This window comes from Brevibacillus sp. JB24b (genome assembly GCF_051713385.1).
GTDB lineage: Bacteria > Bacillota > Bacilli > Brevibacillales > Brevibacillaceae > Brevibacillus_B > Brevibacillus_B laterosporus.
In genome coordinates this window covers 2462107-2486232 of sequence record NZ_JBNVQV010000001.1, presented here as the reverse complement: position 1 = coordinate 2486232, position 24126 = coordinate 2462107, and the positions used below count along the sequence as shown (strand labels likewise).

Below are 24126 nucleotides of genomic sequence, written 5' to 3'. Positions count from 1 at the left end.
CCTTTCGGTGTTTTTTCCCGTACTTTTATACTTCTTTTACTCTTGCAAACGCACCTTGGTTACTTACATAACCTATTTTTTTACAATAAAAAATGCCCTTTTCAGTAAAAGGGCATAGAGAAATACAGCCTATCATGTCATTTTTCCAAAAAAAGGCTACAAAAAAGAGTTACTCACCGCTTACGCGTAACGCCTTCAAAAAATATTTTTGAACACGTCTAAATAAACTGTCTTCTCATTTTTGAAAAAACAGTCTGCGGTGGCCGCCACAATCTAATCTTGTGCCTCACTGAAAAATGTGATAAGCCTTGTACCTTCTCCCATCCGGACTATACCGTCGGCCTTGGATTTTCACCAAGTCAGTCGCAAAAACGGTTTGCGAGTCGCGGGCTCAGACATAATTGTCATTACCGCCGGTCGGGAATTTCACCCTGCCCTGAAGGTGGTTATGCAATTGCCAGTAGTATAACACAAGTATCCATACATGGGAACGGATACTTTTCTATCTTCTTGTCCAATGTTTTTGCCTTCTATTCATAATCAGCTACAGCCTGATCCCTATATCAAAAAAACGCGATTCTTTTTGTAGGAGTATACAGAAAGGATGGCGTTTTTGTATGAGTTTAATCATTTCAAATCTACTACATTTTCTCCATGCTCATGATCGCTTGATTGTATGCTGATCGGAGGGCTCTGTAGCCAAGAATAATGATAACTAGAGCAAGCACACCTGCCACTACGGCCACGAAAAACCCCGACCGTGCGCCAAATCTATCCACAAACCATCCAGCTACAGCTGATCCTAGAGCAACCCCGATGCCCAAGCCTGTGATTGCCCAGGTCATTCCTTCCGTAATCTGGGACTCCGGAACAATTTTTTCCACCAATCCCATCGTGATGATCATAGTGGGAGCCACAGACATTCCAGCGAAAAAAACAGCGACTGCTAACGTGGCAATTCTATCTACGAACAGAAGTGGAAGCATCGTCATCGTCGATATTGCAACGGCTCCCAGAAACTGACGATAAAGTGGAGCGTTCAACGTAAGAGTTCCGAAAATCAATCCGGCTAGACATGAACCGATAGCATAGACGGAAAGCACCATGCTGGCGGCTACCGTATTACCCTGATTTTCAGAAAAAGCTACACTTACTACATCCACTGTCCCAAATATGGTTCCTATGGCTGCGAGTGTGTACACCAGCACTCTCAAAGAACCAATCTTGATCACCGCTCCCTTGCTTCTAGTGCTAAGGGGACCCACAGCAGGTTCGGTACTCTTTTGTGCCGTGAATAGCAATACCCCTATTGCTAGAAATACGCACGACAGAAGAGGACCCGCTTCTGGGAAAACCATAACGCTTAAACCAACAGAAATGACCGGGCCGATGATAAAGCAAATTTCGTCAACAACCGACTCGAAGGAAAAAGCGGTATGCAGCTTTGGCGAGCCTCGGTAAAGCTCGGTCCATCGGGCACGTACCATCGCTGGCATACTAGGCATGCATCCTGCCAATAATGCGAAAAGGAATAACGTCCAATCTGGCGCTTGATATCTTGTACACAGTAGTAAGGCGATAATAGATAGCACGCTAACCACTGTGGCTGGTAGCAAAACACGGGATTGCCCTAATCGATCCACCAAACGGGAAATTTGAGGGGCCATCAAAGCTGCCGCTAACGCAAAGGTAGCGGCAACAGTACCCGCAAGCCAATACTCGCCGCGTAACTGAGACAACATAGTTACAAGACCGATGCCAGTCATAGATATAGGCATCCGCGCAATAAAACCAGCAGCCGAGAAACCCTTTGCGCCAGGGGCATCGAATAACTCACGATATGGATTAGGCATAATCTCCCTCCAAATAAATACCGTTTCGCAATGCAATCTTCATTCCTTACAACCTCCTTGTTGGATTCGTCAGTCAGATTAAACAACTTTACATACGTCATGTATGTGAATACCATAATACACATACATGACGTATGTCAATGCTCATTTTAAACATCCCACCAGCTTCTTCACATGAATAACACCTGTACAATCGCTTATTTTCAAAGGATTATTCCTTTGTGTGTCGAACAATAATAAACATGGGATTGAGTCAGAAAAGAGGACAATTCATTATGTACAACGTGTGAAAACAGGAGGAAAAATGGCTCGAAAAGCGCGGACGGAAATGATTGCAGAAACAAGCGCCAAGTTAGTGGGCGCGGCAAGGAAGGCTTTTGGCACGATTGGGTATGCAGACACATCCATGGATGAACTCACAGCTTCTGTGGGGCTAACGCGCGGTGCTCTCTATCATCATTTTGGTGACAAAAAGGGCTTATTGGCAGCCGTTGTTCAAGAAATCGATGTGGAAATGGATGACAGATTGGCAAAGATCTCAGAGACAGCAGAAGGAAATTGGGAAGGCTTCGTCAGTCGCTGTCGTGCTTATCTCGCTATGGCGCTTGAGCCAGAGATCCAGCGAATCGTGCTAAGAGACGCGCCATCAGTGCTAGGCAATGATTATTCTCGATCATCACAGTCTCATTGCCTAGCAACAATGGCTCACATGCTTGAACAATTGATGGAGGACCAACTAATTGCAACGACTGACTGTGAAGCCTTAGCGCGTCTATTGAATGGAGGACTCGTAGACGCTGCTTTATGGATCGCAAACTCCGAGAATGCCGAGTCTGACTTAGCCAAGGCTTTAAAGAGCCTCTCTGTCATACTGAATGGCTTGCTTTTAAAGAAGGATTATAGAGCGGAATAAAAGACACTTCCACTCCTGTACGGAAGAACATCATTACGCACTACGTCCCTCCATCTTATCGTCACTAATTTTTCAACATAAATGCCGGTATCCTTATCATAGAGGATACCGGCATTTATGTTGTCAGATAGGGATCACTTAGAATATAGTCTATCAGCTAACATTCCAAACTGATATTGCTTCGTGCATATTTATCATCCCTGAAAGAGTTGTATGAGATTACCACATGTATCATTAAACACAGCAATGGAGGTCTCATTCATGTCTATAGGCTTTGTCTTAAACACCACACCTAGCCCGATCATCCTTTCGTACTCTTTGTGAATATCCTCAACAGCAAACGCCGTTACAGGTATGCCTGCCTCAAACATTTCCTTTTGGAATGTCTTGGCAGCAGGATGGCCTAGTGGCTCAAGAAGCAATTCAATATCGTCCGGTCCTTCTGGCGAGACAACCGTTAACCATTTAAAATCTCCAGCTGGCAATTCTCTTTTTTTCACAAAGCCCAAAACATCCGTATAAAATGTGAGGGCCTTATCCTGGTCATTGACAAATATACTAGTTAGTTTAATCTTCATTGGAATCCTCCTTTCCTACAAGATGGAATTCAAGCTGAATATCTTGCATAAACCGAGTTGATGAGAGTTCGTGCTTTGATCCATTTTTATTATTATCTATCAAACTCTATTTTCCATTCCTGCTTCTTTAAACCGCTGATTGACCTACTTCTTTCTTGAAGCTTCCCTTGACAGCCATATAATCCCTGAGCTACATACAAGTGAAATGCGGTTTCTTTGTCATAAGAAAAGAATATATGTAAAAACTTCTAGTTTTTTATTTAGTTATATTGACAACATTAAAATGACTATGTAAAATAATCTCAAGAACTTGTAGAAAGGAGCTGTCTACTTTGCAAATTCCTCCAAAGGAAAAGCCAGTCTATCGCTCTCCTGATGGCTTACCTACCGACATTTGTATTTTTACGATTACATCGGAGTCCAGAAAAGATACCAACCACAAATCACTCCCCGATCGTAAGCTAAAAATATTGCTGATTCAGCGTGATCCTCAAAGTGATCGCTTTCCAGGATATTGGGCTTTTCCAGGCGGTTTTCTCAATGAACACGAAACGCTTGATCAATGTGCTGAACGTGAATTACGTGAGGAAACACATATCTTAAATGAGAAAGTACATATTAAACAGCTAAAAGCATACTACACTCCAGGACGTGATCCTGGTGGATGGATTCCAACAGTTGTTTATTATGCCCTTGTTAATGAGCAGGCATTGACTGGATATAAAGCTGATGACGATGCTGTAGATGCACGTTTGTTCACAGTTGAGGAAGCAATGTCTATGAATTTGGCGTTTGACCACAACGAAATTTTGAAGGATGCTCTACAAAAAATTCAAGAGATTATGGTTCAAACAAATATTGCAAAAGAATTTCTACCAGAAGAGTTTACATTATCTGAATTACTTCAGGTCATTGAAACGGTGGTACCCGATTTCAAAGTGGATCGCTCTAATTTTAGCAGACGATTGGTGTCAACAATAAATAGAAAAGGGATTGTTGAAGAAGTCAGAGATGCTGAAGGTTCCGCTAAATACTCGACTAAATACTCACAAAACCGAGCCAAACTATATAAATTTACAAATTATGTGCCATTTGTGAGCATCTATTAATCCCTCTTTTTTTTATTCTTTAATATGGTCATTTTAACAATGTTAAATCGAATTCATAAAATGGAGGTATTTATTTATGAACCAAAAAGCTATCCTGATCATCGATTACACTAATGATTTCGTTGCAACCAATGGTGCTTTGACGTGCGGAGAACCTGCCCAAAAAATTGAAGAGCGCATTGTTCATCTCACCAATCACTTTCTTCAAGAGGGAGAATTCGTGGTGATGGCTGTAGATGCACATGAAGAAAGAGATCCCTTTCATCCTGAATCGAAGCTCTATCCCCCCCACAATATACTTGGGAGTGAGGGGCGCCAATTATATGGCGAACTGCAAAACCTCTATAAACAAAAGGAAGTGTTTATTTATTGGATGGATAAAACCAGATATAGCGCATTTGAAGGAACTGATTTAGCGTTACAGCTTTATACGCGCGGTATTCGTCAAATTCATCTTGTTGGTACATGCACTGATATATGTATACTCCATACGGCGGTATCTGCTTGGTACCTAGGCTTTGAAGTTATCATTCATGAGGACGCAGTTGCAAGCTTTAACTCTGTTGGACACGATTGGGCATTACAGCATTGTAAAAACCAAATGGGAATGCAGGTTGTAACTAACTATTGATCGATCATGCATGATTTTCTCTCAAAAGATGCTGTAAAAGAAAGGACTGACCGAAGATGACAAAAACAATCTTTGATATTATTGATCCAAAAATATATCGCTATATTCATGTGTGCCATTTTTGTAAACAACCTACTTTTAGAATGTCACCTGAAGAAACGCCCTGCCCTATTTGTGGAGAACAAGAATTTGAAATCCTCCCATTCTACGATCCTTCTAAAGATTATGGCCTAGATGTGGATGAATACGCGATTACAATGATGTATGCTTTATACAAAAAGAACCTTCACCACACGGAAGTTGTATTTGATGATTTTTATCGTAAAGCTCCATTTGTTAAGCCAGGCAGTGATTTTACTGGCGACTTAGGGGGGTATGTTGCTTTTGGAGGTTTAGAACAACTCATTGATATTGTCGAGAATCTTTACTTTAATGAAAGTGACATTGAATATCTGCGTTCCAAAAACTTGTATGAGGAAGCTTTTCTAGTAGAACTTCGCACACTACGTTTTACTGGAAGCTTACATGCAATGAAAGAAGGCCAAATCGTGTTTCCAAACACTCCCTACATACGAATTGTTGCCCCTATCATGGAGTGTATCTGGATAGAAGCCCAGTTGCTTAATACAGTGAACAGCGAATCCCTGCTCATGACAAAAGCATCTCGAATTGTGACAGCAGCAGATGGGCAAAGTGTTATTGAAATGGGAAAAAGACGTGCTCAGGGACGAGACGCATCAGTACAAGGAGCTAGATCCGCCTATATTGCAGGATTTGACTACTCCTCTAATATGAAAGCAGGGAAAAAATATGGTGTTCCAACTACAGGTACACATGCTCATTTATTTGTTCAATTTTTCCCAACTGAGCTTGACGCCTTTCTCGCCTTTTCAGAGGTTTTCCCTGCTAAAAGTATCCTTCTTGTTGATACATTTGATGTCTTAGGTTCAGGTATCCCGAATGCGATTAAAGTAGCTAAACGAATGCAAGAGTATGGACAAAAGCTTACTGGCATTCGTTTAGATAGTGGAGATTTAGCCTTTTTATCCAAGAGAGCGCGAAAAATGCTAGACAATGCAGGGTTCCCATATGTAAAAATTGCTGCATCCAGTGATCTCGATGAGCATACGATTACCTCTCTCAAACATCAAGGGGCTAAAATTGATATTTGGGGAATTGGAACCAAATTTATCACTGCATATGATACTCCTGCACTAGGGGGAGTACACAAAATTGTTGCTCGACGAACCGAAAAGGATTGGGTGGCTCTTATTAAAATCTCTGAAAATATAGATAAGATTAGTAATCCGGGTTGCAAGAAAACCTACCGGTTATACGATCAAGATGGTATGGCAAAAGGTGATTATATTTGCCTCGATCATGAGAATATTCAAGGCCTGAAGGAAATTCAACTGAAACATCCGTTGAATCCATTGAAAATGAAGCGAGTAAGTCATTTTAGAGCAGTCGAGTTATTAGTTCCTATCTTTGAAGAAGGAAAGCTGGTCTATGATAAGCCTTCCCTTGAAGAAATCAAAAAGTTCCATCAAGCTCAAAAAAATACATTCTGGGAGGAATATCTTCGCTTAGACAATCCAGAAGTATATCCTGTTACGTTGTCTGACGAATTACGAGAACTGAAAAATACGATGATTAACGAAATACGCGAGCTTGCCTTGATAGAATCTTAAAGGAGGAACCTTCATGCGTTACGGTATTTATGGAAGTAGTTTTGATCCGATCACCTATTCTCACCTTTTTACAGCTGCTGCTGTGGCTAAACGTAAACGTCTGGACAAAGTATTTTTTATTCCCTGCTCCTCTCTACGCAGAGATAAAATACTTCAAACAGAAGATCAGCACCGATTAAACATGCTTCAGATTGCCTTAGAAACGAGCAAAAACAAGAAAAATCACTTGGGAGAACCTCTATTTGAAATCTCTACTGTTGAAATGAACGCCTTACCAGGTGAGACATACACGTACGATACGATGAATCATTTCAAGAAATTGTATCCCCAAGATGAGATTTTTTTCATCATGGGAGCTGATTTATTAGAAGGTATATCAACTTGGGGGAACGCTGAAAAATTGGTGAAGAACAACAAGTTCATCGTCATGGCAAGAGAAGGCTATCACTCCGATGATCTAATTGCTAAGGACCCCTTATTACGCAATAACGATGAAAATTTCCTTACTATGTCGAAAGGGATTAGTATGGGAATCAGCTCTAGCTATATTCGTGGGGAGCTTCGCAATGATGGTGAAGCTAGTTTTCTCTTACCTGAGGAGGTATTGGACTATATCAAGGAACATCAATTATATGTAAGAGAGGTCCGCTAAGATGACAAAACAAGCAGAAATCATCAGAAAGCTACATGTTCACATAAATACACAGCCAGAACGAGAATTTCGTAACAGGGTAGATTTTTTAAAGAAATACCTGCTTACGTCTGCTGCTAACGGCTACATTATTGGAATAAGCGGCGGTATTGACTCTACTTTAACTGGTATCATGGCTCGTGTTGCTTGCGATGAGCTTACTCAAGAAACGAGTAAACAGTATCATTTTGTGGCTGTTCGTCTCCCCTATGGAACTCAAGTTGACGAAGATGATGCTCAAAGTGCACTTCAATTCATCAAACCACATAAAAATTTGCTGGTTAACATCAAACCTGCTGTTGATACCTCTCTTGAACAGCTCAAACGATCAACTGGATATGAGCTGTCAGATTTTCTCAAGGGTAATACGAAAGCAAGAGAGCGCATGAAGGTTCAATATGATATAGCCGGACATTTAGGATTATTGGTTCTCGGAACTGATCAAGCAGTCGAAGCAACTACCGGTTTTTTCACAAAATATGGAGATGGAGGCACTGACGTTGTTCCCCTTTCCGGTCTGACAAAAGGACAAGTCAGGCAAATCCTGCAATATCTTGGAGCACCAGACTTTTTATATTTGAAAATTCCTACAGCCGATCTAGAAGATGACCATCCTCAGCTACCTGATGAAACCGCTCTTGGCTTTTCTTATGACGATTTAGATCATTATTTAACCCTTCAGCCTGTACCGGATGAAATCGAGAAAAAAATTGAAGAAAAATATAATGAAACCGAGCACAAACGTCATTTACCTGTGACTCCATTTGATGACTGGTGGCAGTAAAAAAGAGCCCTCCGGGACTTACTTTTCCGGAGGGCAAGATTTTCAAGCAATAAATCCCATTCTAACAACCTGTTCTCATCCTATCAATTACCTATACTCCAAGCACTTGTCTAGCCATCTCTTTGTACTCTTCTAACCCAGATTTTCGAGCAAATTCAGCAATGCCAACAGGTGGGCGGGCTTTTTACACTGTCTACTCAAAGGGGATAATACCATAGCTCCATTAATACGATTGTTCTATTTATTTACGATAAGAGTAACCTTACAATTACTACGGCACTTGCTCCATCTGTACATGGACTGGATGAGTCGTTACCACTTCTCCATCATAATATAGCTCTGCTGTATACGTTCCTTCTAAACTAAGTACCATAGACATTTTTAATGATGTTTCCATTTCAGAGGATTGGTCATCCTTACGCTCATGATACATTGTTATGGGACTCGAAATTCCAACGTCTTTGCCATTCCGATCCTTTATCTTCAATTGAAGTTCAAAAGTTGTCCGATCAGGTAACTCTTTTAAAGCGATAAACATGTGAAAAGTACATACAAAAGGCAATGCTGGAACCGTGATATCTTCAAGGATATGGCCTATGATATGTTTTTTATGTTCGTTGCTAAAATTGACTTTATCTACAACTAGTAATTGACTATTCATGTATGAACAACACCTCGCATCTGATCTTAATACGTATGAAAGCGTACGATCGGTATTTTCTTAAAAATCTCTTGATAGGTAAGATAAGCAGGAAAGGCTGAAATCCCTAAATCGTCAGACATCCTCCCCTGTTCATCAACCCGTAGCTTTGCATGATCGTTTATTTGACGGGACAATACCCTTGCTTTCCATTCAGGTGCCTTATAGATGATATAAATCTGATATTCAGGGAAACGGCGGCTGATTTCCGCAAGATACTCAGCGTTTCCAGGATCTGTATAAGATAGAAAGAGAAAGACACTCTTATCATGCAATTCCGTTATTTCCTCACTACCAGATACATAGATTTGAAAATACCTTTTATAATAGAAGGCTTTTGTTATCTTCATCCCGATAATCAAAACAAGTATGATGCCCCAAATACTTAGCATGAAGTTCATCATGGTACAATCATCCTTATTTTTTTCTTCATATTATACAAAATATGTAATTCCTTATAAGCATGTATGAAAAAAGCTACTGCAATAAGATAAGACATGATATTCTCTTGAGCGTATGGTAACCTCTCTAGCTGATTGGCTATACATGCTCCCCATATTGCTCCAAGTAACAACAAACTATTACGTAGGATGGCAAGTTTCATGTTTGTCTTATTTGTACTGACCCCAAAGCAGCTACAGGCAAAACTCTTTTTCTGCTTACTAGCTCGTATAAAAAGGGCAGTAAAAAAAATCATCAACAAGCCAGACAGGATAAAAGCCACATGTAAAAAAACGAGTTGGGAAAAACAAATTGCTAGAACAAATTCCATTAAAAGAACCAAAAAGGAGCTGATCATCACATATTTTCTGGATATAACATCAAAGTGTACAATAGACTGCCTAAATTCAAACATAGAAAAACACTTTGTAACGGCTGAAACAAAAAACATGAACGCAAAACCATATGGGAGTAAGAAGAGATATGACATCATTGTAATGATACACTTTCTAGAATTCTATGGAAATCTACTGCATTATAGATATCCCCTTTGCTAACAATCACACCCTTCGAATCCGCGAACAGGAGAAACGGATGGTAGGTAACCTCAAAGATTTCGATCATCTCATTATGTTTTAGTTGAATAACGGGGAACTCCCATTCAAAATAATCAACCATTTCTGCATGATCCTCGATCTCTCCATCAGAAAAAAGATAAAGCTGCATATTCTGACGCTGACTTATCGATCGAAGGTGAGGCAATAAATCGATACAATACGAGCAAAATACAGAGACGAAAACCAAAGCTGCTCCCTTAGGCAAAAAATTCAGCTCTAGTTTTGAGGAATCCCAATTTTTGAAGTGAATTTGTGAAATCGTTGTACCTATCTCTAAACCGGTATCACGAACTAGTTTTTTTGACATCGTATTATGACCCCCTATTTTCGTAAACTAATTCTGAATTATACCACTCACTTTGACATTCCCAGGTTTGATAATATTCACCCTTTGCATCCATTAATTGCTGATGACTTCCTTGCTCGATAATACTTCCTTGCCTCATATAATAGATGCGATCTACCTTTTTACCGATTCCAATTCGATGAGAAATGATAAACAGTGTTTTATCCTTCGCTAACTCTAGGATATCGTCAAATACTTTCACTTCACTGTTCGGATCTAAGGCAGAAGTAGGTTCATCTAATACCATCAAATCCAGATTTCGATATAATAGTCTAGCTAGTGCGATTCTTTGCCATTGACCACCGGATAAGTCTACCGAATCCTCATGAATGTCTCCAAGCTTGGTAGACAAACCGTTTTTTAACCGATAGAAATCTTGAATATTCAGATGTTCGAGCAGATGATATAGCTCCTGATCGTCCTTCCTTTCATTTCCCAAGCAGATATTATCCTGAATAGATACCTTGTACTTCATAAAATCCTGAAAGATTGCCCCGCAGCTTTTCCATAAGCCAGCAACATCTAGTTGTTTTTGTTCCACCCCATCATAAAAAATGGTGTTATCTGGAGCCTGGTATAAGCCTAGCAATAGCTTTATCAACGTAGATTTACCTGCTGCATTATCCCCGATAATAGCAATCTTCTCCCCTTTTTTTACCGATAGATTGATATTATGAAGCGCAGGCTCTTGTCTATTCGGATAGGTGAAGGTTAAATCGATTACCTCTATACCTTGCTTTAGCTGAAAATCTGTTATCGCCGTTTGTTTATCCTCCTTGCTCGGAGTAATCAGATCCAATTTCTTATACTCATCTACATAGCGCAGATTTTCTAATAGATTTTTGCATTGGAGAAACAGAGAGAGGATATTTCTTTCAGCCAAAGAGGCAGCCAAGGATACCGCAACGAAATCTCCAATGGTCATCCTCTTATCTGCAACAAGAAAGACCATCATCACCATAATAAGCAATCTGCTACATACAGATAACAAACTACTGATCAGTTCTGGTCTTACATTTAATTTCGTGATTTCTATATTCATGTTCATGATGTTTGTTTTCGCATCTAGCCATTTCTCTTTAAAAAAGGAGAAGGCCTGAAATAAGAGAAATTCCTTTTGTGCTTCTTTTCGAACTAAAAGGTCTCGAAAATACGTAGTTAGGTTATGAGCGCGTGCCATTTGTAAATTCATACTGACAAGTGGATCGATAACCTTAAACACAAATATGCTTTTTATAAGGGAAAACCCAATAATAATAGCACCTATGAGCCAATACCCACTTACCAGCACATAAATGGAAAGTCCTCCTGTGAGTAATGCCTTTACACATTGTATCCCTGTTTGAAAGGTCGCTTGTATTTTCATAAGTCCAAGCGACCATACCTGTATCTTTCCTAAAAAACTAGGATGCTCACGTTCTAACAATTGCATACCTGCTAGCTTGTCAATTAGTTGTTGCTCCCTGTAAATCCCAAACTGTTCATCGCATTTCGAATTATAGAATCGCAGGAAAAGATCAAACGCCTCCTGAAGCAATTCGAGGAATAGCATCAATCCAATTCCAAGTAACGCAAGATATATTTGTGAACTCACAAGATTGTCGATTGTATATTTATTCGCAATAATAATTGCATTTGATTGTAGTGCAAGAATAATACTTAAGGAACCTACCAAAAGCATGTAGGTTTTATTAAATCTCCAGACGATTTTACACGCATACAGAAATAAATGTTTCCTGTGTCGCATCCTTTGAAAAAATCCCAAATGCTCTCGGTTGCTCGTGCTATGTACAGAATCACTGCCATTGAGGTTCATTTTTAACAACTCTCCAAGGAGTAATAGACATTCAGAAACGGTTCCATTCTCATTTCAAGTGACTCCACTTCATTACGAAAACTACCACAAGTGATAATTTGACCGACACGATTCATTGCAATCATAGTAGGAACCAGCTCTATAAATAATTTTTCTCCTATTTCTTTCAGATCCGTCAACTCGATCGGAATGGAAATCTCATACTCTTCTCTTATCTGTTCCTTAGATTCCTCTGAACCATATAAGAAAATCAAATGAGAAAATTTATTGTATTTGTCAGCAAACTCTTTTATGGCATCAAATCTGCAAAACCTGCATGATTCACTCATTATGTAGATAACTGTTCCACAAGTCTCCTTATGAACCCATGTAAAATCTATGGATGGCCCATCTTTCATTAGGCTCATTTCTTCCGGGAAAAAACTACCAATCTTTTCTAAAAAACGATCTGGGTTTTTGAGGAACTTTTTGTGATTATCTGCTTCCATTTTTTAGCCTCCTCTTTGATAAAGGACTAGGAACACTCTATCTTAGACAGAGTGTTCCCTTCCCTACTGTATTTCCTATCTATGTGTAAAATCTAGCATTTTGTGCTCCATTCTGTTTTGCAATACAAATTTAGACCATTCATGCACACAGCATAAACTTGTCTATAATATTTTCTCTCTACTGGGTGACACTGATAATCTGTGTAAGCCCAACTTTTAACTGCATCTGGACATTGATTTGCGCATGCCATACCTTTCATCCTCCATTCAAATGTTAGAATTTTTAAGAATTAACTTACACATACTCTTTCATCTGTGGTGCACGGGATTACACTCTATTCCATGGAAAAGCGCGCTAGAGATATAAGAACCCTCGAACCACATTGAAAAATCACCATTTTCGACTGCTATGATAAAAATATCATTCATTTTTAAAATGGTAATATTTTCTATTTTTATTATATTATAACCAAATGAATTTGAAATCACCTTCAAGGGGGATTTTATCCGTGGTAGACAAATGTTCTAATTAAGTCTACTCTGTTGTTTACTCCAACCTTATTGTAAATATTTTTTACATGTGTTCTTACAGTCTCTACCGATATAAAATGATGCTTTGAAATATCTTTGATCGAGATATTTTCAAGAAGACAATAGGTTATCTCACACTCTTTCTTGGTTAGCTGAAAAACTTTGAATTTCTTCTCCAGTTCCTGCTCTTTGTGGGAAGTATCTACATTGTTTAACTGCCACTCTACTGTTTTTATGATGTAGCAAAAAATATTGACTATGTAGGAGATATGTTCTTCTGATTGATAATTTAAACTGACATATCCCTTTCTTTTATTATTTATATAAATAGGACTTCCAAGACTGATCCATCCTGGCAGTGCATTTGGAAACATTTCATCTCCGTATCGAATAGCAGGAGTTTTTGAAAAGCTTGCCTCTTGGATCGTCTCCATTGAGAACGCTATCATTCTCTTTTGAAAAGAATCATCCATTTCTTCATTCTTCAACTTTCCATGTGAGCACATGAAATCAATGCTCTTAGCATCCTTATTAGTTACTATGAAAAAATGAGGATTATGAAAAAAGGGCTGGACAAAGTGAATTTCTTCTTTAAGATAAGTGAGCAAATGGTTTATTGTCACTACCGGCATCTCTGTGTGCTGTTGCAACGATAACACCTCTCTACTTTCTATATTTTAATAAAATTTAACATATATTGGAAATTAACTCAAAAATTTATTGCATATTTCCCTTTAAAAAATACATTTTTTAGAAAAATGTCACAATTACACTTTCGAATAGAGTACGAAAATGCTGATGCTGGGATGTAATAACCAAAGGATTTTGATTTATAGCTGAGATATTGGGGACTAATGAATAGGGTGAAAAAACGAAGTGGAGAAATCATTTTGAACTAGTGAGGAACAGCAATATAAGTAGGTCTTCTTTTAAGGGACGCCCAGTGCATTGTTGGACTAGGAAAGGAATTACTTGAAGGACACAGGTAGATTACCTAAAAAGCAATCCAAATCTGTACAATGCAGACAGATTTGGAAGATAAAAAATGAGTTTAGACTTATTTTAGACACTGTAGAATAAGTGGCAAAAGAAAGAGACGTTCAAGAAGGATATCTGACTCAGATCAGGGCTTCCTAAACGTCTAAACAGTACAATAAGCAATATGAAAAACTTAGCACAAAAAACAAATACTAGATAAAACAAAGATAGGAACCCCCGTATATATGACAAATATTCCTCCCTTGTAATCAAACTTGATTTACAAGCTCATGTAAATGAACTTTATATAAGAAATCTCCTTCTCTCAGAATCAAAACATCTTCCCTAAAATCTCGATCATATGACTGAATCGCCTTTCCTTCTTGATTGATAAACCTTACTTCACATTTTTGTATAAACTTCCCAGAGTTATTATTTTTCAGTAAGATATATTCATCATGTTTACCATATCCTTTATCAAATAAAAAGTAACTGTTATAGGTAATAAAACCTGATGATCCTGAAATTTTAGGATTAAAAAACTCCATTTGATCATTAGCTATTTTCACTAAATGAAAGTCGGTATAGTAATAGAACCAAATCTCTTGATCATTAACCACATTTAATGCATAACAATCACATATATCTGCCTTATGATTTGAGAATACTTGTTTTCCATTTCGATCCCAACCAATCAGGCCTGAAGCTCCGATCGGTTCGACCCATCCGTAATTCCCGAACACTCCTTCATCAAAAAACCCCGTCCAAATAGTCCCGTTAGCAGATACTTGTACATTTTGAATCCCATCTCCTAGTAGCAACTCCTTGATTAGATTCCCATCCAAATCAAAAATTTTGCCGTTAAGCTCATAATTGTCAGGACCAAAATATCTTGTTCTTGCACCAACGACCAACAGGTTATCGTCATTGATAGGCTGTATAAAATGATAGTTGTATCGCTGCTTAGATAGCGACGTTTCACAGATTTTACCATCCTCAGCAATCGTTAGTACTTTATAGGTAAACAGGCTTGACGTTTTTGATTGAACAAACATTCCATCCATTCTTTCTGGTGTTTTATTCACTAGTAAGATGTATATCTTTTTGTCATAACCCAATGCTGAAGTTACTACCTCATAATCCTCTGTATATGGGCTAATATCTATAAACCTGCGTAACTCGTATGTAATTTTTTTCTTCATCGGTTTCTCCCTTCATTAAGATAGCCATAAAATACTACTATAAAAGCTTACTTTACTAGAATTAATCAATCGTTATCATAATTAGATAAGTTAAAAAATAATGTAAAAAAGGAACCGCTCAGGTCCCTATGGGTGTAGGATTACACTTCGTCTTCTTCATCTTCCTCCTCTTCAAGTAAATCCTCTTCTGTAATAAATACGATTTGCACTGCAATCACTTTACCTTCAGCATTTTTCGCGATAAATGCCTCATAACCCCCATCGCCAAATCCCGAGCTAGATACGACCCCTCCATTAATCACTCCTGCTTTTGGCTCACCCAAAGTCTGATCGCAGCAGGAAGAGTACCATCTATCCTCAGGCATGAATTTCGTTTCTCCGATTACAGAATCATCTACTCTATATATTTGATGCTCAAAGATTCCCGCTTGACCGCTGTCTACCCCTACAATAAAGTCACATGCTTCCCAATTCGTCACTTGTTCAATGTCAATTGACTTGTGATAAGCACAAACATAGGCACATCGCTCTCCCCAATCTCCTGTGTCAATTTGATCGATTAGACCTATCCATGTGCCGATTGTCGCTTCTTCTACAATTCCTGAAATACCTTGTTGACATTCATAACAAGGATCTGATACCACTAATGTCCCAGATGTAATTTGAAATGTCCCTAGATTTACGATCACTTTTTCATTTCCTCCTCACATGTAATACATATGCTAGTAAAAAAAGAACGTACACTCATACTGGATTGGAGATAAATGCTAATCTCAGCAAAATAATATTGAATTTCTGATATTAATTATACATGTTCTTTTTTCTTACAACATGAATCCTTCGTTATATTTCAGCCTTTCTTAACATAGTGACAAGATACTTGTAACAGCCTCCAACTACCGAAAGCTACTAGTAATAAAATCCCACCAAACATCACAGAGATAAAAAAATTAGACAGCTGTGATACTTGACCAAACTTCCAAATGCTCAAATGAATGTCAAACCCCACTATATATAGCACCCCGCCAATCACAGAGACAAAGGAGCAAATACACATTCCTATAGAAAAGACGCTGAGTACAGGAACCGCAAACAGACCTACTACTCCTCTACATAAATATTGAATATACCTATTTTCCATCATATATTTCTCCCTTTCATCTACATAGAACTATTTCAGAAATAAATAAGGTAGGTTTTATTCATCTAAGCCCCACCATCCTCGTTCTCACATAATTTAATATGTATATATTTTAATAACTAAAATATATTTCATTTATAACTTAATATACATATATTTTTCTGTCAACAAAATAAAATAAAAAATAAGCTACCCCATGATTGGAGTAGCCCGCTTTTGTCTTACATTTTAATCATTCTTCCATATTAATCAATAATTGTGGACAACAATTCATTTACCTGCTTAAATACATTAGCAAAATCATGTAGCTTTTCCTTAGAAAAGCCTTTAAATACTTGGTTTATTTTTTCTTCTCCTTTTTCTGTAAGAGCAACCAAAACCACTCTACGATCCTCTTTCGTACGAATTCTACACACTAGACCAAGCTCTTCTAATTTGTCACACATGGCAGTTGCAGCACCTGCTGTAATGAGGAATCTTTCGGAGATTTCAGTGATTCTCATACTATTTGCTAGTTTTAAGTCGATTAGTAACATAACATGATTTTGTGATAAAACCACATCTTTTGTAAAAATATCCATAAAAGCCTTCGATTTTTGTTGCACACGGCTCATTTCGATCATTACTGTTTGGATATCATGGTCAACGGAATGATTATCTTCCAAAATGCTTACCACCTTATTTTGCTTACTAAAAATTTAATTGACTAAAATATATAAAAGAGCACTGTTATTGTCAAGAATTAGTGATATTTCCTAGAAGACCTCATTACCTATTAATCTTACGCATAAAAAACCAGGCGCCTTTTATTCGTTTGACGCCTGGTTGTTAGTTATTTCTCTTCTGTTATATGTTCTATACTACACACACTTTGCTACACGTAGGACAAACTCTTTCAAATACTTCTCATCTAATTCGTCAAAACGATCTGTAATCGGGCTATCTATATCTAGCACCCCATAGATTTCTTCCTCTTTGAAGATCGGAATAACAATTTCGGAGCGAGATGCCGCATCGCAAGCAATATGTCCAGGGAATGCATGTACATCTGCTACTCTCATCGTGCGTCGCTCGGAAACTGCTGTTCCGCACACACCCCTACCTGCTGGAATACGTGTGCATGCTGGCAGACCTTGGAATGGACCAAGAGTTAATACGGCTTGTTCCTTGTCATATAAATAGAACCCTACCCAGTTAACTTCTGTCAGAAATTGATTTAATAGAGCAGCTGCATTACTTAGATTAGCCAGCACATTAGGTTCTCCATCTACTAATGCATCTAGTTGTTTTACAAGAAGCTCATAATTCTCTTGTTTATTACCTGTATATCCCTCTGCTTGAAACATGGATGCCGTCACCTCACGATTTTAATAGCGAAATGAGATCGTCAGTTTAATAATACTCTCTCTTTTTCCTATTATAACGCTTTGTAATGCAATAGAGGATTCAATTTACATATCTTCTTACACTTTTGTCTATTGATACACGATCTCTTCAGTACCGTCTATTATGATCAGAGAACTAGCTTTTATAACTTTTCCTTCATAGGTGAAATCATCATACAAGTAGTTTCATTGGGATCGGAATCATTCATCCAAATATCTGTGCAGCAATCCCGAATAATGTTTTGTTTCGGGGAGGTAATTCAATTGTATTTGTAATCATGATAGGAGGCTGACTTACCTTGTCAAACCCGCACGTTTCTACATAAGACATAAAAATTTCATTCCCTGAGGGGACATCAATTCTTAAATTCCCTTGATGCTGCTTGGCTAATTGATCAAATATTGCATATGCTAGATCAGCATTCGGAGCGACGATAGGACCTAGTATGAGATTAACAGGACCCAGTACGGAAAAACCATAGCCTACTACCTGACCGTCTGGATTTTTCACAACCACTGCCTCTTTTGCCTGATTATATCTATGGAGAAGAAAAACTTCTCTCTTTGCACCAAAGGCATCTTTATCTATCTCTATCACGTGTGATAGATCTTCCTTGTACATTGGCATGATAGTAACATCTATATTCTTACTAAAATCGATGGATTGATAGTTTGAACAAAGATATTTGTGAACATAATCTGTACAATGAAAGCCCATTTTTTCATACATTGGTTTTCCATCCTCTGTAGCAATAAGCATAACTGGTAGATAATCAGGAATCGATTCTACGCATTTTTGGGTAGCTTTTCTTCCTAATCCCAGTCCTCTATATTCTTGGTTAACAATCACCATGCCAATAGAAGCTAGATGTAAACCATATGGGATAATGGCTGCACTTGAGATGATTCTTCCTTCTTGATTTCTATGTCCATATACGTTGCCAGAGGACATAATTGTGTTGATCTCATTTTGATCATAGTCCCAGCCTACAGAAGACGAGAGTTCAATTAATTCAGGAATATCAGACTCATCGAATTTGGTTATCGGGGATAGTAAATTCGCTAGCTCATTCATATCGTCAGTCTCCTACTTTGATTTATGATCAGTCAAAAATATGTTCAACTTCGAACAAATACGGGTAAAAGCTTCGATTTCATCCTTTGAAAGTGCTTTTCCAATTAATTGAATAATCTCCTTGCGTGATTTTTCAGCTTTCATCAGGAATTTCTCTCCTGACACTGTTAAGACAATATGATAATAACGCCTATCTGCCTCACTCCGCTGTTGTTCAATAAGTTCTTTATGTAAAAGTTTTTTGGTTAATTTTGAGATAGCTGATACTGTTATGCCAAGTGCGCTAGCCAGTTCATTTGTTGTCTTTGGACCTTTTTGAATAAGCTCAAGAACATTGTACTGAGCCGACGTGATTCCTTCGATATTAAATTTATTATGACGGCTCACAATTTCACATTGAAACGGAATAAAGCTATCTTCCAATAATTTTGTCAAAAAAGCACCTTCTTTCAGAACCCTATAAAAATTGTTTTATAATAGAATTTGCATTAGCTTTGATCTGTTGAGGAGTTCCTTCGGCAATTACGCTTCCCCCGTCTTCTCCACCCCCTGGTCCCATTTCAATAATCCAATCAGCCTGACGGATGTCATCGAACACTTTGGTGTAAGTAGCTACATTAGAACGTGCGATTCTGCCCATTGAAGATTGATCTACTACTACGATCCGATTAATTTTTGAGGTCCCCTTTATTTGGCTATCCCACTTCTCAAGCAATTCATCAAAAACAAGCGTCGACTTCCCGGAACCTGAGACACCAACAATAGCTGTCAGGACATGTAATGGGATGTGTACATCCACATTTTTTAAGTTATGGCTATTCGCTTGTTTGATATGTAGTCCAGCATGACATTCCCTACTAGATTGCTTGGTTCCTGCTCTATTCTGTCTCAAGCATGCACCCGTTATGGAGTCTTTTGTATTCCGTACTTCTTCAGGTGATCCTTGTGCAACTAGGTAACCTCCTTTACTCCCCGCTTCAGGACCGGATATCAACAATATTCACTGAACGTCCCAACCGTTGATCGCGGATTTTTATTATAGTGCTGTTGACTGACACTTACAATTGGAGATAAGCCATAGATCTCATCATAATCAGGTCTCTGTACATTATCTGGCACTTTACCTGTAGCTCCTACAAACCTCCGTTCCCCCTCTTGGCACAAAATATCAAACAGCAAGGTAGATTTACCTGAGCCTGATACACCTGTTTCCACCGATAACTATTCCTTGGAAATTTCACGCAAATATCCTTTAAATTATTCTGTCTTGCTCCTCTAATTTCAATCCATTTCGGGTTGTTGTTCATATGATCACTACACTTGAGTTAGTTAATAGTTGACACACTCAATTATATGGCTCGTGGTCTCGGATGTAAAGTATCCCCTTTGCTATGTAATGTCAAAACCCCCTACAGTAATACATTGGATATCTTTAAGGGGGCGATATCAATGTTTACTGTAAGGGGTGCCTAGTAATGAATATGATTGCTGCTTACTACTTTATCATTCTACTCTTTTACGAATAGCGTATATGGAATAACCTCATCTTTGTATTTATAGACATACAAATAGTATAGGCCCGGTTCGGCTGTATAAGTAGCACTCATCTGATCCTTATCGATCGATACTGGATAAGAAACTGGGTTCTTCAAATCATCCTCATGGTAGAGCATCCAGTTAATTCCCGCTTTTTTCGTATGCTTCAGAATAATTTCTAAATCACTCTCTTTTTTCAGTTCAAAACGGTAGACATCTGCATTATCGTCCTCATCTAGTATCCCTTTAACAGGTTCACCTAGTGGTAACGGGCCATTTGCATCCTCAAATTTATCGTTTGGCTCACTTTCAGTAAAATCCTGTGATCCGCCAGCCAGATCTACTTGATACTTGTAGGAAACAGGCTCTTCTGTTGTTGGATACACATAAAGATAATATCGACCTGCTTTTGCCTCATGGGTCGCCATCAACCGATCGTCTTCGTCCTCATTTGGATAGGCAATGTAATTTTTCAGATCATCCTCGTGGAATAATAGCCACGCAACTCCTTTTCCATCCTTCACTTCTACTGATACATCTAATTTCCCTGGTTTTTTTACATCAAAATAGAATACATCAGCTTGATCCTTCGGGTTTATCTCATCCTTTAATTGCTTACCAAACGCTTCTAGCTTGCTAGCATTTTCAAAGGAATCATTAGAGCTATCGGACGGCTTGCTATCCTTTTGGCTAATGGTTACGGTGGTCTTTTTCGTCACTTTTTGTCCAGAATCATCAGTTACCTGCAAGCTCACCTCGTAGGTTCCAGCTTCAGCAAACACGTGTGTCGGATTCTCTTCTTGGCTTGTCTGTCCATCGCCAAAATCCCATTGGTAAGACATAATCTTCCCGTCTTTATCGTGAGTTCCTTTGCTGCTAAACAAAACTGCCTCACGCGCGATTCCCGAATACGGACCATTCATTTCTACGACAGGCGCAAGGTTCCCACTATTGCTACCTTCTGGCAATTTGCCGTGGAACACTACATCATAGGAGAATCTTCCATCCTTTGTTACCTTATAATTCACAAAGTAAGCGGTTACGGTCCGATACCCATCCCAAGATTTTTTACCTAATTCCTTTAAGTAGTCATCTGTTACTTGGTTCATTTTTTTCCAATCTTGCTCTTCCCCTGCTGACCTGTCACCGACATACGTTCCATGTAAGGTAAAGGTAGTAAAAAATTCAGATTCATGCTCTACAGTCTCTATGTCACGCAAGCCTGTAACTTCAGAGATTTCAGCATAAATATCTGCTTTCTGCTTCGGCTCCAATACCTTTAGGTAATCATCTGATACAAGTGGTACATCCCAATTTTCGTAATTCTGTACCAGTTCATCAATGGTTTGTTGATATTCGTCATTTACACGCTTGTCTTTACTCAACTGCTCGATATATCGATCAAATTGAGCTACATCATTTTTCATAATCGCGTTATGAATGCTATCCAACATTGGAAAATCGTTTTGGAATAAATGATACTGCATAGCGAATCCATAGTTGTAGAAATTCCACGAGCCATACTGGGCGTGTAGGGTATCGGACACAGACATACGACTAGATGGATCATCATATCTCATATTACCAACGACAGATTTACGTGGATGAATGCCATCTGTTCTGGTAGAGCCGGCAAAAAACTCTGCCCCACCTTCTTCAAACCAAGGCAATCGTCCATTTTGATACATCTCTCCTCGACCGAACATTCCTGGAACCACGTATCGAGCTTGTAGATAATGGGTGAACTCATGACGGAACAATTCTTCTAGTGAATAAATGCTTTGTTCAGGGGTTCTGTCATAGGTAAAGAACGTTCCATCTCCCTCAATGTAAATCCCACCATTTTCCGTTTCGTAACCATATAAAGATTTATTCATTCGGTATTCGTCAGGATTATTGTAGATAACGACAGTAAGCACATCATCAGGATTGCCCTTTTCCAGCTCTTGGTCATTACCTACAACACGGTGAAACTGAGCTTTTACCTCTTTTGCTGCCCAATAAAGTCGCTGTAGCTGTTCCTCAGTCAGTTGATCTCCTGTGCGGAAGATAAAGCTTCCTCCGTCGAACTCATATCGATTTGGAAGATATTGCTTTTTCCCTTCTTCTTTTAATTGCTTCATATCAATTTGCTCGCCGTAATAATTCTTTTCATCATAATGATAAGAAATTTGCTCGGCTGCTACATAATACAACTCGCTAAGCTTTGGATATAAATTCATTGCCTCAGTAAGAATTTTATTCCCTTTCTCTGGGGTGCTGTGGTAGTGCCCCAAAGAACCGGTGTAATACAAGCCGTTGCTTACTAGCCACGAAAGATCACTGGATGCTTGATCCTTATGAGCGACACGGAACATCTGTTCCAAATATTCATCAATTCTACCCATGAACACTTTTTGATCCTCTGGCTCACGCACTTGCCACATAAGTACATACCCAATTCCTTGAATTACGGAGTGAAACGAGGTGCTCATTTCTCGATCTTTTCCATACTCATCAAAATGATCTATAAAGTCTGAAACTAATCCAGTCATACGAGTTATCGTTTCAACATCTACCGTTGTATTTGAGATGAGTTTCCCCGTAGCACCGATTACTTCCTGTTGAGTATTGCTTCCCCATGCAAAATACTTGTTGGCCATAATGGTTTTGACAGCCGGCAGTACCTTTTCTTTATAATCTGAGTGGTCGAGGTATTTTAATTCATCATGGTAGTATCCAAGATAATAACCTGAGCGCAAAACTTCAACGAGTGTCGAAATTCCACGTGCATCACGATCGGTAAAGGAGCTGCCACTTTCCTCAAGGGCATTAATAATGGCCTGAACCCGAGCGCGATCTGAATAGAATTCAACCGAATCTGAATTAAACTTAAACAGATCAGGTATATCCTTCCATTCTATCTTGCGTAGAACCTCTACTAGCTCTGCATAGCTAAGTCTGTTTAGGTGCGACATACTGTACGTCTGCTGTTCCGTATCAGTAGCTTGAAGGGCTTGGCGTTTGACTTTTTTGCTCTTTTTCTCTAGTTGGGAAAAGGGTTCAGTACGAAGGTCCTCTTCTCCCAGTGGAGTTAGCTCGGCTCCAAGAACACCAGGACTTGTTTTGAACTGAGGCAAAGGAGGTTGCTTACTTAGTGAGAATACTGATTTGTTTACTGTGTTTGTTGCTGCATTGGCAGGTGTAGGAAGCCATATTGCACCATTTGAAAGTAAAACTGCACCTGCTGTCATCATACTTAACCACTTATAACTCATCTCTTTGATCGACTCCTTTTTTAGTTGGAATTTTATTTCCATATCATAGTTATCGGCTGAAAACCCAAAACTGGAAATATTGCCTAATACCTATTTTTTGCTAAATTGTGTCTAAATATAGAATGTTGTTAACTAATTAAGTATTTTATATAAATTGTTTATTGAAAATTCAAAAAATAAACTAAACTTCATTCTTACTTCCTTACCAAGTTTGTTAACAAAAAAATTGCTCTCACATCCTTCAAGACACAATGAACATCATAAAACTCTCAAATGGAACCAAGGGTGAATTGCGCTAGTGGGATTGTCCCCCTACTATGACATCTATTTCAGATACCGTTAAATAGTTTCTCTATTGAATTC

26 protein-coding genes and 1 riboswitch are annotated in these 24126 nt (G+C 38.6%); of the genes, 6 read left to right on the top strand and 20 right to left on the bottom strand.

Translation table 11 applies throughout. The features are described 5' to 3' along the window. Positions 1 to 308 precede the first annotated feature (308 nt). Positions 309 to 448: riboswitch (FMN riboswitch) on the bottom strand. Positions 449 to 641: 193 nt separating this feature from the next. Continuing rightward, entirely contained in the window at positions 642 to 1853 is a 1212-nt protein-coding gene (locus tag ACQV1I_RS12160; RefSeq protein WP_116334486.1) for an MFS transporter, read from the bottom strand. 304 nt (positions 1854 to 2157) lie between these two features. On the opposite strand from ACQV1I_RS12160, the gene ACQV1I_RS12155 reads away from it, so the two are divergent. Continuing rightward, positions 2158 to 2766, top strand: coding sequence for a TetR/AcrR family transcriptional regulator (locus ACQV1I_RS12155; protein ID WP_116334487.1), 609 nt, complete (start codon positions 2158 to 2160; stop codon positions 2764 to 2766). A gap of 194 nt (positions 2767 to 2960) precedes the next feature. On the opposite strand, the gene ACQV1I_RS12150 is transcribed toward ACQV1I_RS12155, so the two are convergent. Further along, positions 2961 to 3344 carry a VOC family protein gene (locus ACQV1I_RS12150; RefSeq protein ID WP_104033091.1) on the bottom strand — a complete coding sequence of 128 codons (384 nt, stop codon included), beginning with the start codon at positions 3342 to 3344 and terminating at the stop codon, positions 2961 to 2963. A gap of 332 nt (positions 3345 to 3676) precedes the next feature. Here ACQV1I_RS12150 and ACQV1I_RS12145 point away from each other — a divergent pair, with 332 nt between their 5' ends. From ACQV1I_RS12145 to nadE, 5 genes are all read left to right on the top strand, one after another. Then, positions 3677 to 4453: an NUDIX hydrolase gene (locus tag ACQV1I_RS12145; RefSeq protein WP_116334488.1), complete on the top strand. Its 777-nt coding sequence runs from the start codon at positions 3677 to 3679 to the stop codon at positions 4451 to 4453. 76 nt (positions 4454 to 4529) lie between these two features. Beyond that, on the top strand, positions 4530 to 5084 hold the full coding sequence (locus ACQV1I_RS12140) for a cysteine hydrolase family protein (RefSeq protein ID WP_094702449.1): 555 nt from the start codon (positions 4530 to 4532) through the stop codon (positions 5082 to 5084). Positions 5085 to 5140: 56 nt separating this feature from the next. Beyond that, positions 5141 to 6775 carry a nicotinate phosphoribosyltransferase gene (locus ACQV1I_RS12135; RefSeq protein ID WP_116334489.1) on the top strand — a complete coding sequence of 545 codons (1635 nt, stop codon included), beginning with the start codon at positions 5141 to 5143 and terminating at the stop codon, positions 6773 to 6775. Between the two features lie 13 nt (positions 6776 to 6788). Continuing rightward, on the top strand, positions 6789 to 7427 hold the full coding sequence (gene nadD, locus ACQV1I_RS12130; RefSeq protein WP_094702453.1) for a nicotinate (nicotinamide) nucleotide adenylyltransferase: 639 nt from the start codon (positions 6789 to 6791) through the stop codon (positions 7425 to 7427). Position 7428: 1 nt separating this feature from the next. Then, on the top strand, positions 7429 to 8250 hold the full coding sequence (nadE, locus tag ACQV1I_RS12125; RefSeq protein ID WP_116334490.1) for an ammonia-dependent NAD(+) synthetase: 822 nt from the start codon (positions 7429 to 7431) through the stop codon (positions 8248 to 8250). A gap of 271 nt (positions 8251 to 8521) precedes the next feature. Here the strand turns inward: nadE and ACQV1I_RS12120 are convergent, their stop codons facing one another. From ACQV1I_RS12120 to ACQV1I_RS12035, 18 genes are all read right to left on the bottom strand, one after another. Continuing rightward, positions 8522 to 8911, bottom strand: coding sequence for a DUF6941 family protein (locus tag ACQV1I_RS12120; protein WP_116334491.1), 390 nt, complete (start codon positions 8909 to 8911; stop codon positions 8522 to 8524). 26 nt (positions 8912 to 8937) lie between these two features. After that, entirely contained in the window at positions 8938 to 9354 is a 417-nt protein-coding gene (locus tag ACQV1I_RS12115) for a hypothetical protein (protein ID WP_116334492.1), read from the bottom strand. Then, entirely contained in the window at positions 9351 to 9881 is a 531-nt protein-coding gene (locus ACQV1I_RS12110; protein WP_438769964.1) for a MauE/DoxX family redox-associated membrane protein, read from the bottom strand. The genes ACQV1I_RS12115 and ACQV1I_RS12110 overlap by 4 nt, the downstream gene beginning before the upstream one ends. Then, positions 9881 to 10315, bottom strand: coding sequence for a peroxiredoxin family protein (locus tag ACQV1I_RS12105; protein WP_116334493.1), 435 nt, complete (start codon positions 10313 to 10315; stop codon positions 9881 to 9883). Before ACQV1I_RS12105 ends, ACQV1I_RS12110 begins: the two co-directional genes overlap by 1 nt. 4 nt (positions 10316 to 10319) lie before the next feature. Then, entirely contained in the window at positions 10320 to 12101 is a 1782-nt protein-coding gene (locus ACQV1I_RS12100; RefSeq protein ID WP_236645831.1) for an ABC transporter ATP-binding protein, read from the bottom strand. A gap of 71 nt (positions 12102 to 12172) precedes the next feature. Beyond that, positions 12173 to 12658, bottom strand: a complete 486-nt coding sequence (locus ACQV1I_RS12095; RefSeq protein WP_116334495.1) for a hypothetical protein — start codon at positions 12656 to 12658, stop codon at positions 12173 to 12175. Between the two features lie 92 nt (positions 12659 to 12750). Further along, entirely contained in the window at positions 12751 to 12909 is a 159-nt protein-coding gene (locus ACQV1I_RS12090) for a laterosporulin family class IId bacteriocin (RefSeq protein ID WP_161555094.1), read from the bottom strand. A gap of 252 nt (positions 12910 to 13161) precedes the next feature. Next, positions 13162 to 13821 (bottom strand): helix-turn-helix transcriptional regulator, encoded by a 660-nt coding sequence (locus ACQV1I_RS12085; protein ID WP_236645840.1) that lies wholly within the window; start codon positions 13819 to 13821, stop codon positions 13162 to 13164. A gap of 615 nt (positions 13822 to 14436) precedes the next feature. Further along, the gene (locus tag ACQV1I_RS12080) at positions 14437 to 15369 is read right to left on the bottom strand and encodes a hypothetical protein (protein WP_116334497.1); all 933 of its coding nucleotides are present in this window, start codon (positions 15367 to 15369) and stop codon (positions 14437 to 14439) included. Between the two features lie 140 nt (positions 15370 to 15509). After that, positions 15510 to 16058 (bottom strand): DUF4241 domain-containing protein, encoded by a 549-nt coding sequence (locus ACQV1I_RS12075; protein ID WP_236645832.1) that lies wholly within the window; start codon positions 16056 to 16058, stop codon positions 15510 to 15512. Between the two features lie 161 nt (positions 16059 to 16219). Then, a complete protein-coding gene (locus ACQV1I_RS12070) occupies positions 16220 to 16510 on the bottom strand; it encodes a hypothetical protein (protein ID WP_018670964.1) in 291 nt (96 codons plus the stop codon). A gap of 245 nt (positions 16511 to 16755) precedes the next feature. After that, positions 16756 to 17175 (bottom strand): MarR family winged helix-turn-helix transcriptional regulator, encoded by a 420-nt coding sequence (locus ACQV1I_RS12065; protein ID WP_116334498.1) that lies wholly within the window; start codon positions 17173 to 17175, stop codon positions 16756 to 16758. 195 nt (positions 17176 to 17370) lie between these two features. Continuing rightward, positions 17371 to 17856, bottom strand: coding sequence for a GAF domain-containing protein (locus ACQV1I_RS12060; protein ID WP_104065437.1), 486 nt, complete (start codon positions 17854 to 17856; stop codon positions 17371 to 17373). A gap of 244 nt (positions 17857 to 18100) precedes the next feature. Further along, positions 18101 to 18970, bottom strand: coding sequence for a GNAT family N-acetyltransferase (locus tag ACQV1I_RS12055; protein WP_116334499.1), 870 nt, complete (start codon positions 18968 to 18970; stop codon positions 18101 to 18103). A gap of 12 nt (positions 18971 to 18982) precedes the next feature. Further along, positions 18983 to 19405: a MarR family winged helix-turn-helix transcriptional regulator gene (locus ACQV1I_RS12050; protein ID WP_094701588.1), complete on the bottom strand. Its 423-nt coding sequence runs from the start codon at positions 19403 to 19405 to the stop codon at positions 18983 to 18985. Between the two features lie 22 nt (positions 19406 to 19427). Continuing rightward, positions 19428 to 19967 carry a hypothetical protein gene (locus tag ACQV1I_RS12045; protein ID WP_236645833.1) on the bottom strand — a complete coding sequence of 180 codons (540 nt, stop codon included), beginning with the start codon at positions 19965 to 19967 and terminating at the stop codon, positions 19428 to 19430. After that, positions 19961 to 20185, bottom strand: a complete 225-nt coding sequence (locus tag ACQV1I_RS12040) for a hypothetical protein (protein WP_236645834.1) — start codon at positions 20183 to 20185, stop codon at positions 19961 to 19963. The genes ACQV1I_RS12045 and ACQV1I_RS12040 overlap by 7 nt, the downstream gene beginning before the upstream one ends. A 293-nt stretch (positions 20186 to 20478) precedes the next feature. Next, positions 20479 to 23763: a collagenase gene (locus tag ACQV1I_RS12035; protein WP_116334500.1), complete on the bottom strand. Its 3285-nt coding sequence runs from the start codon at positions 23761 to 23763 to the stop codon at positions 20479 to 20481. Between the last annotated feature and the right edge of the window lie 363 nt (positions 23764 to 24126).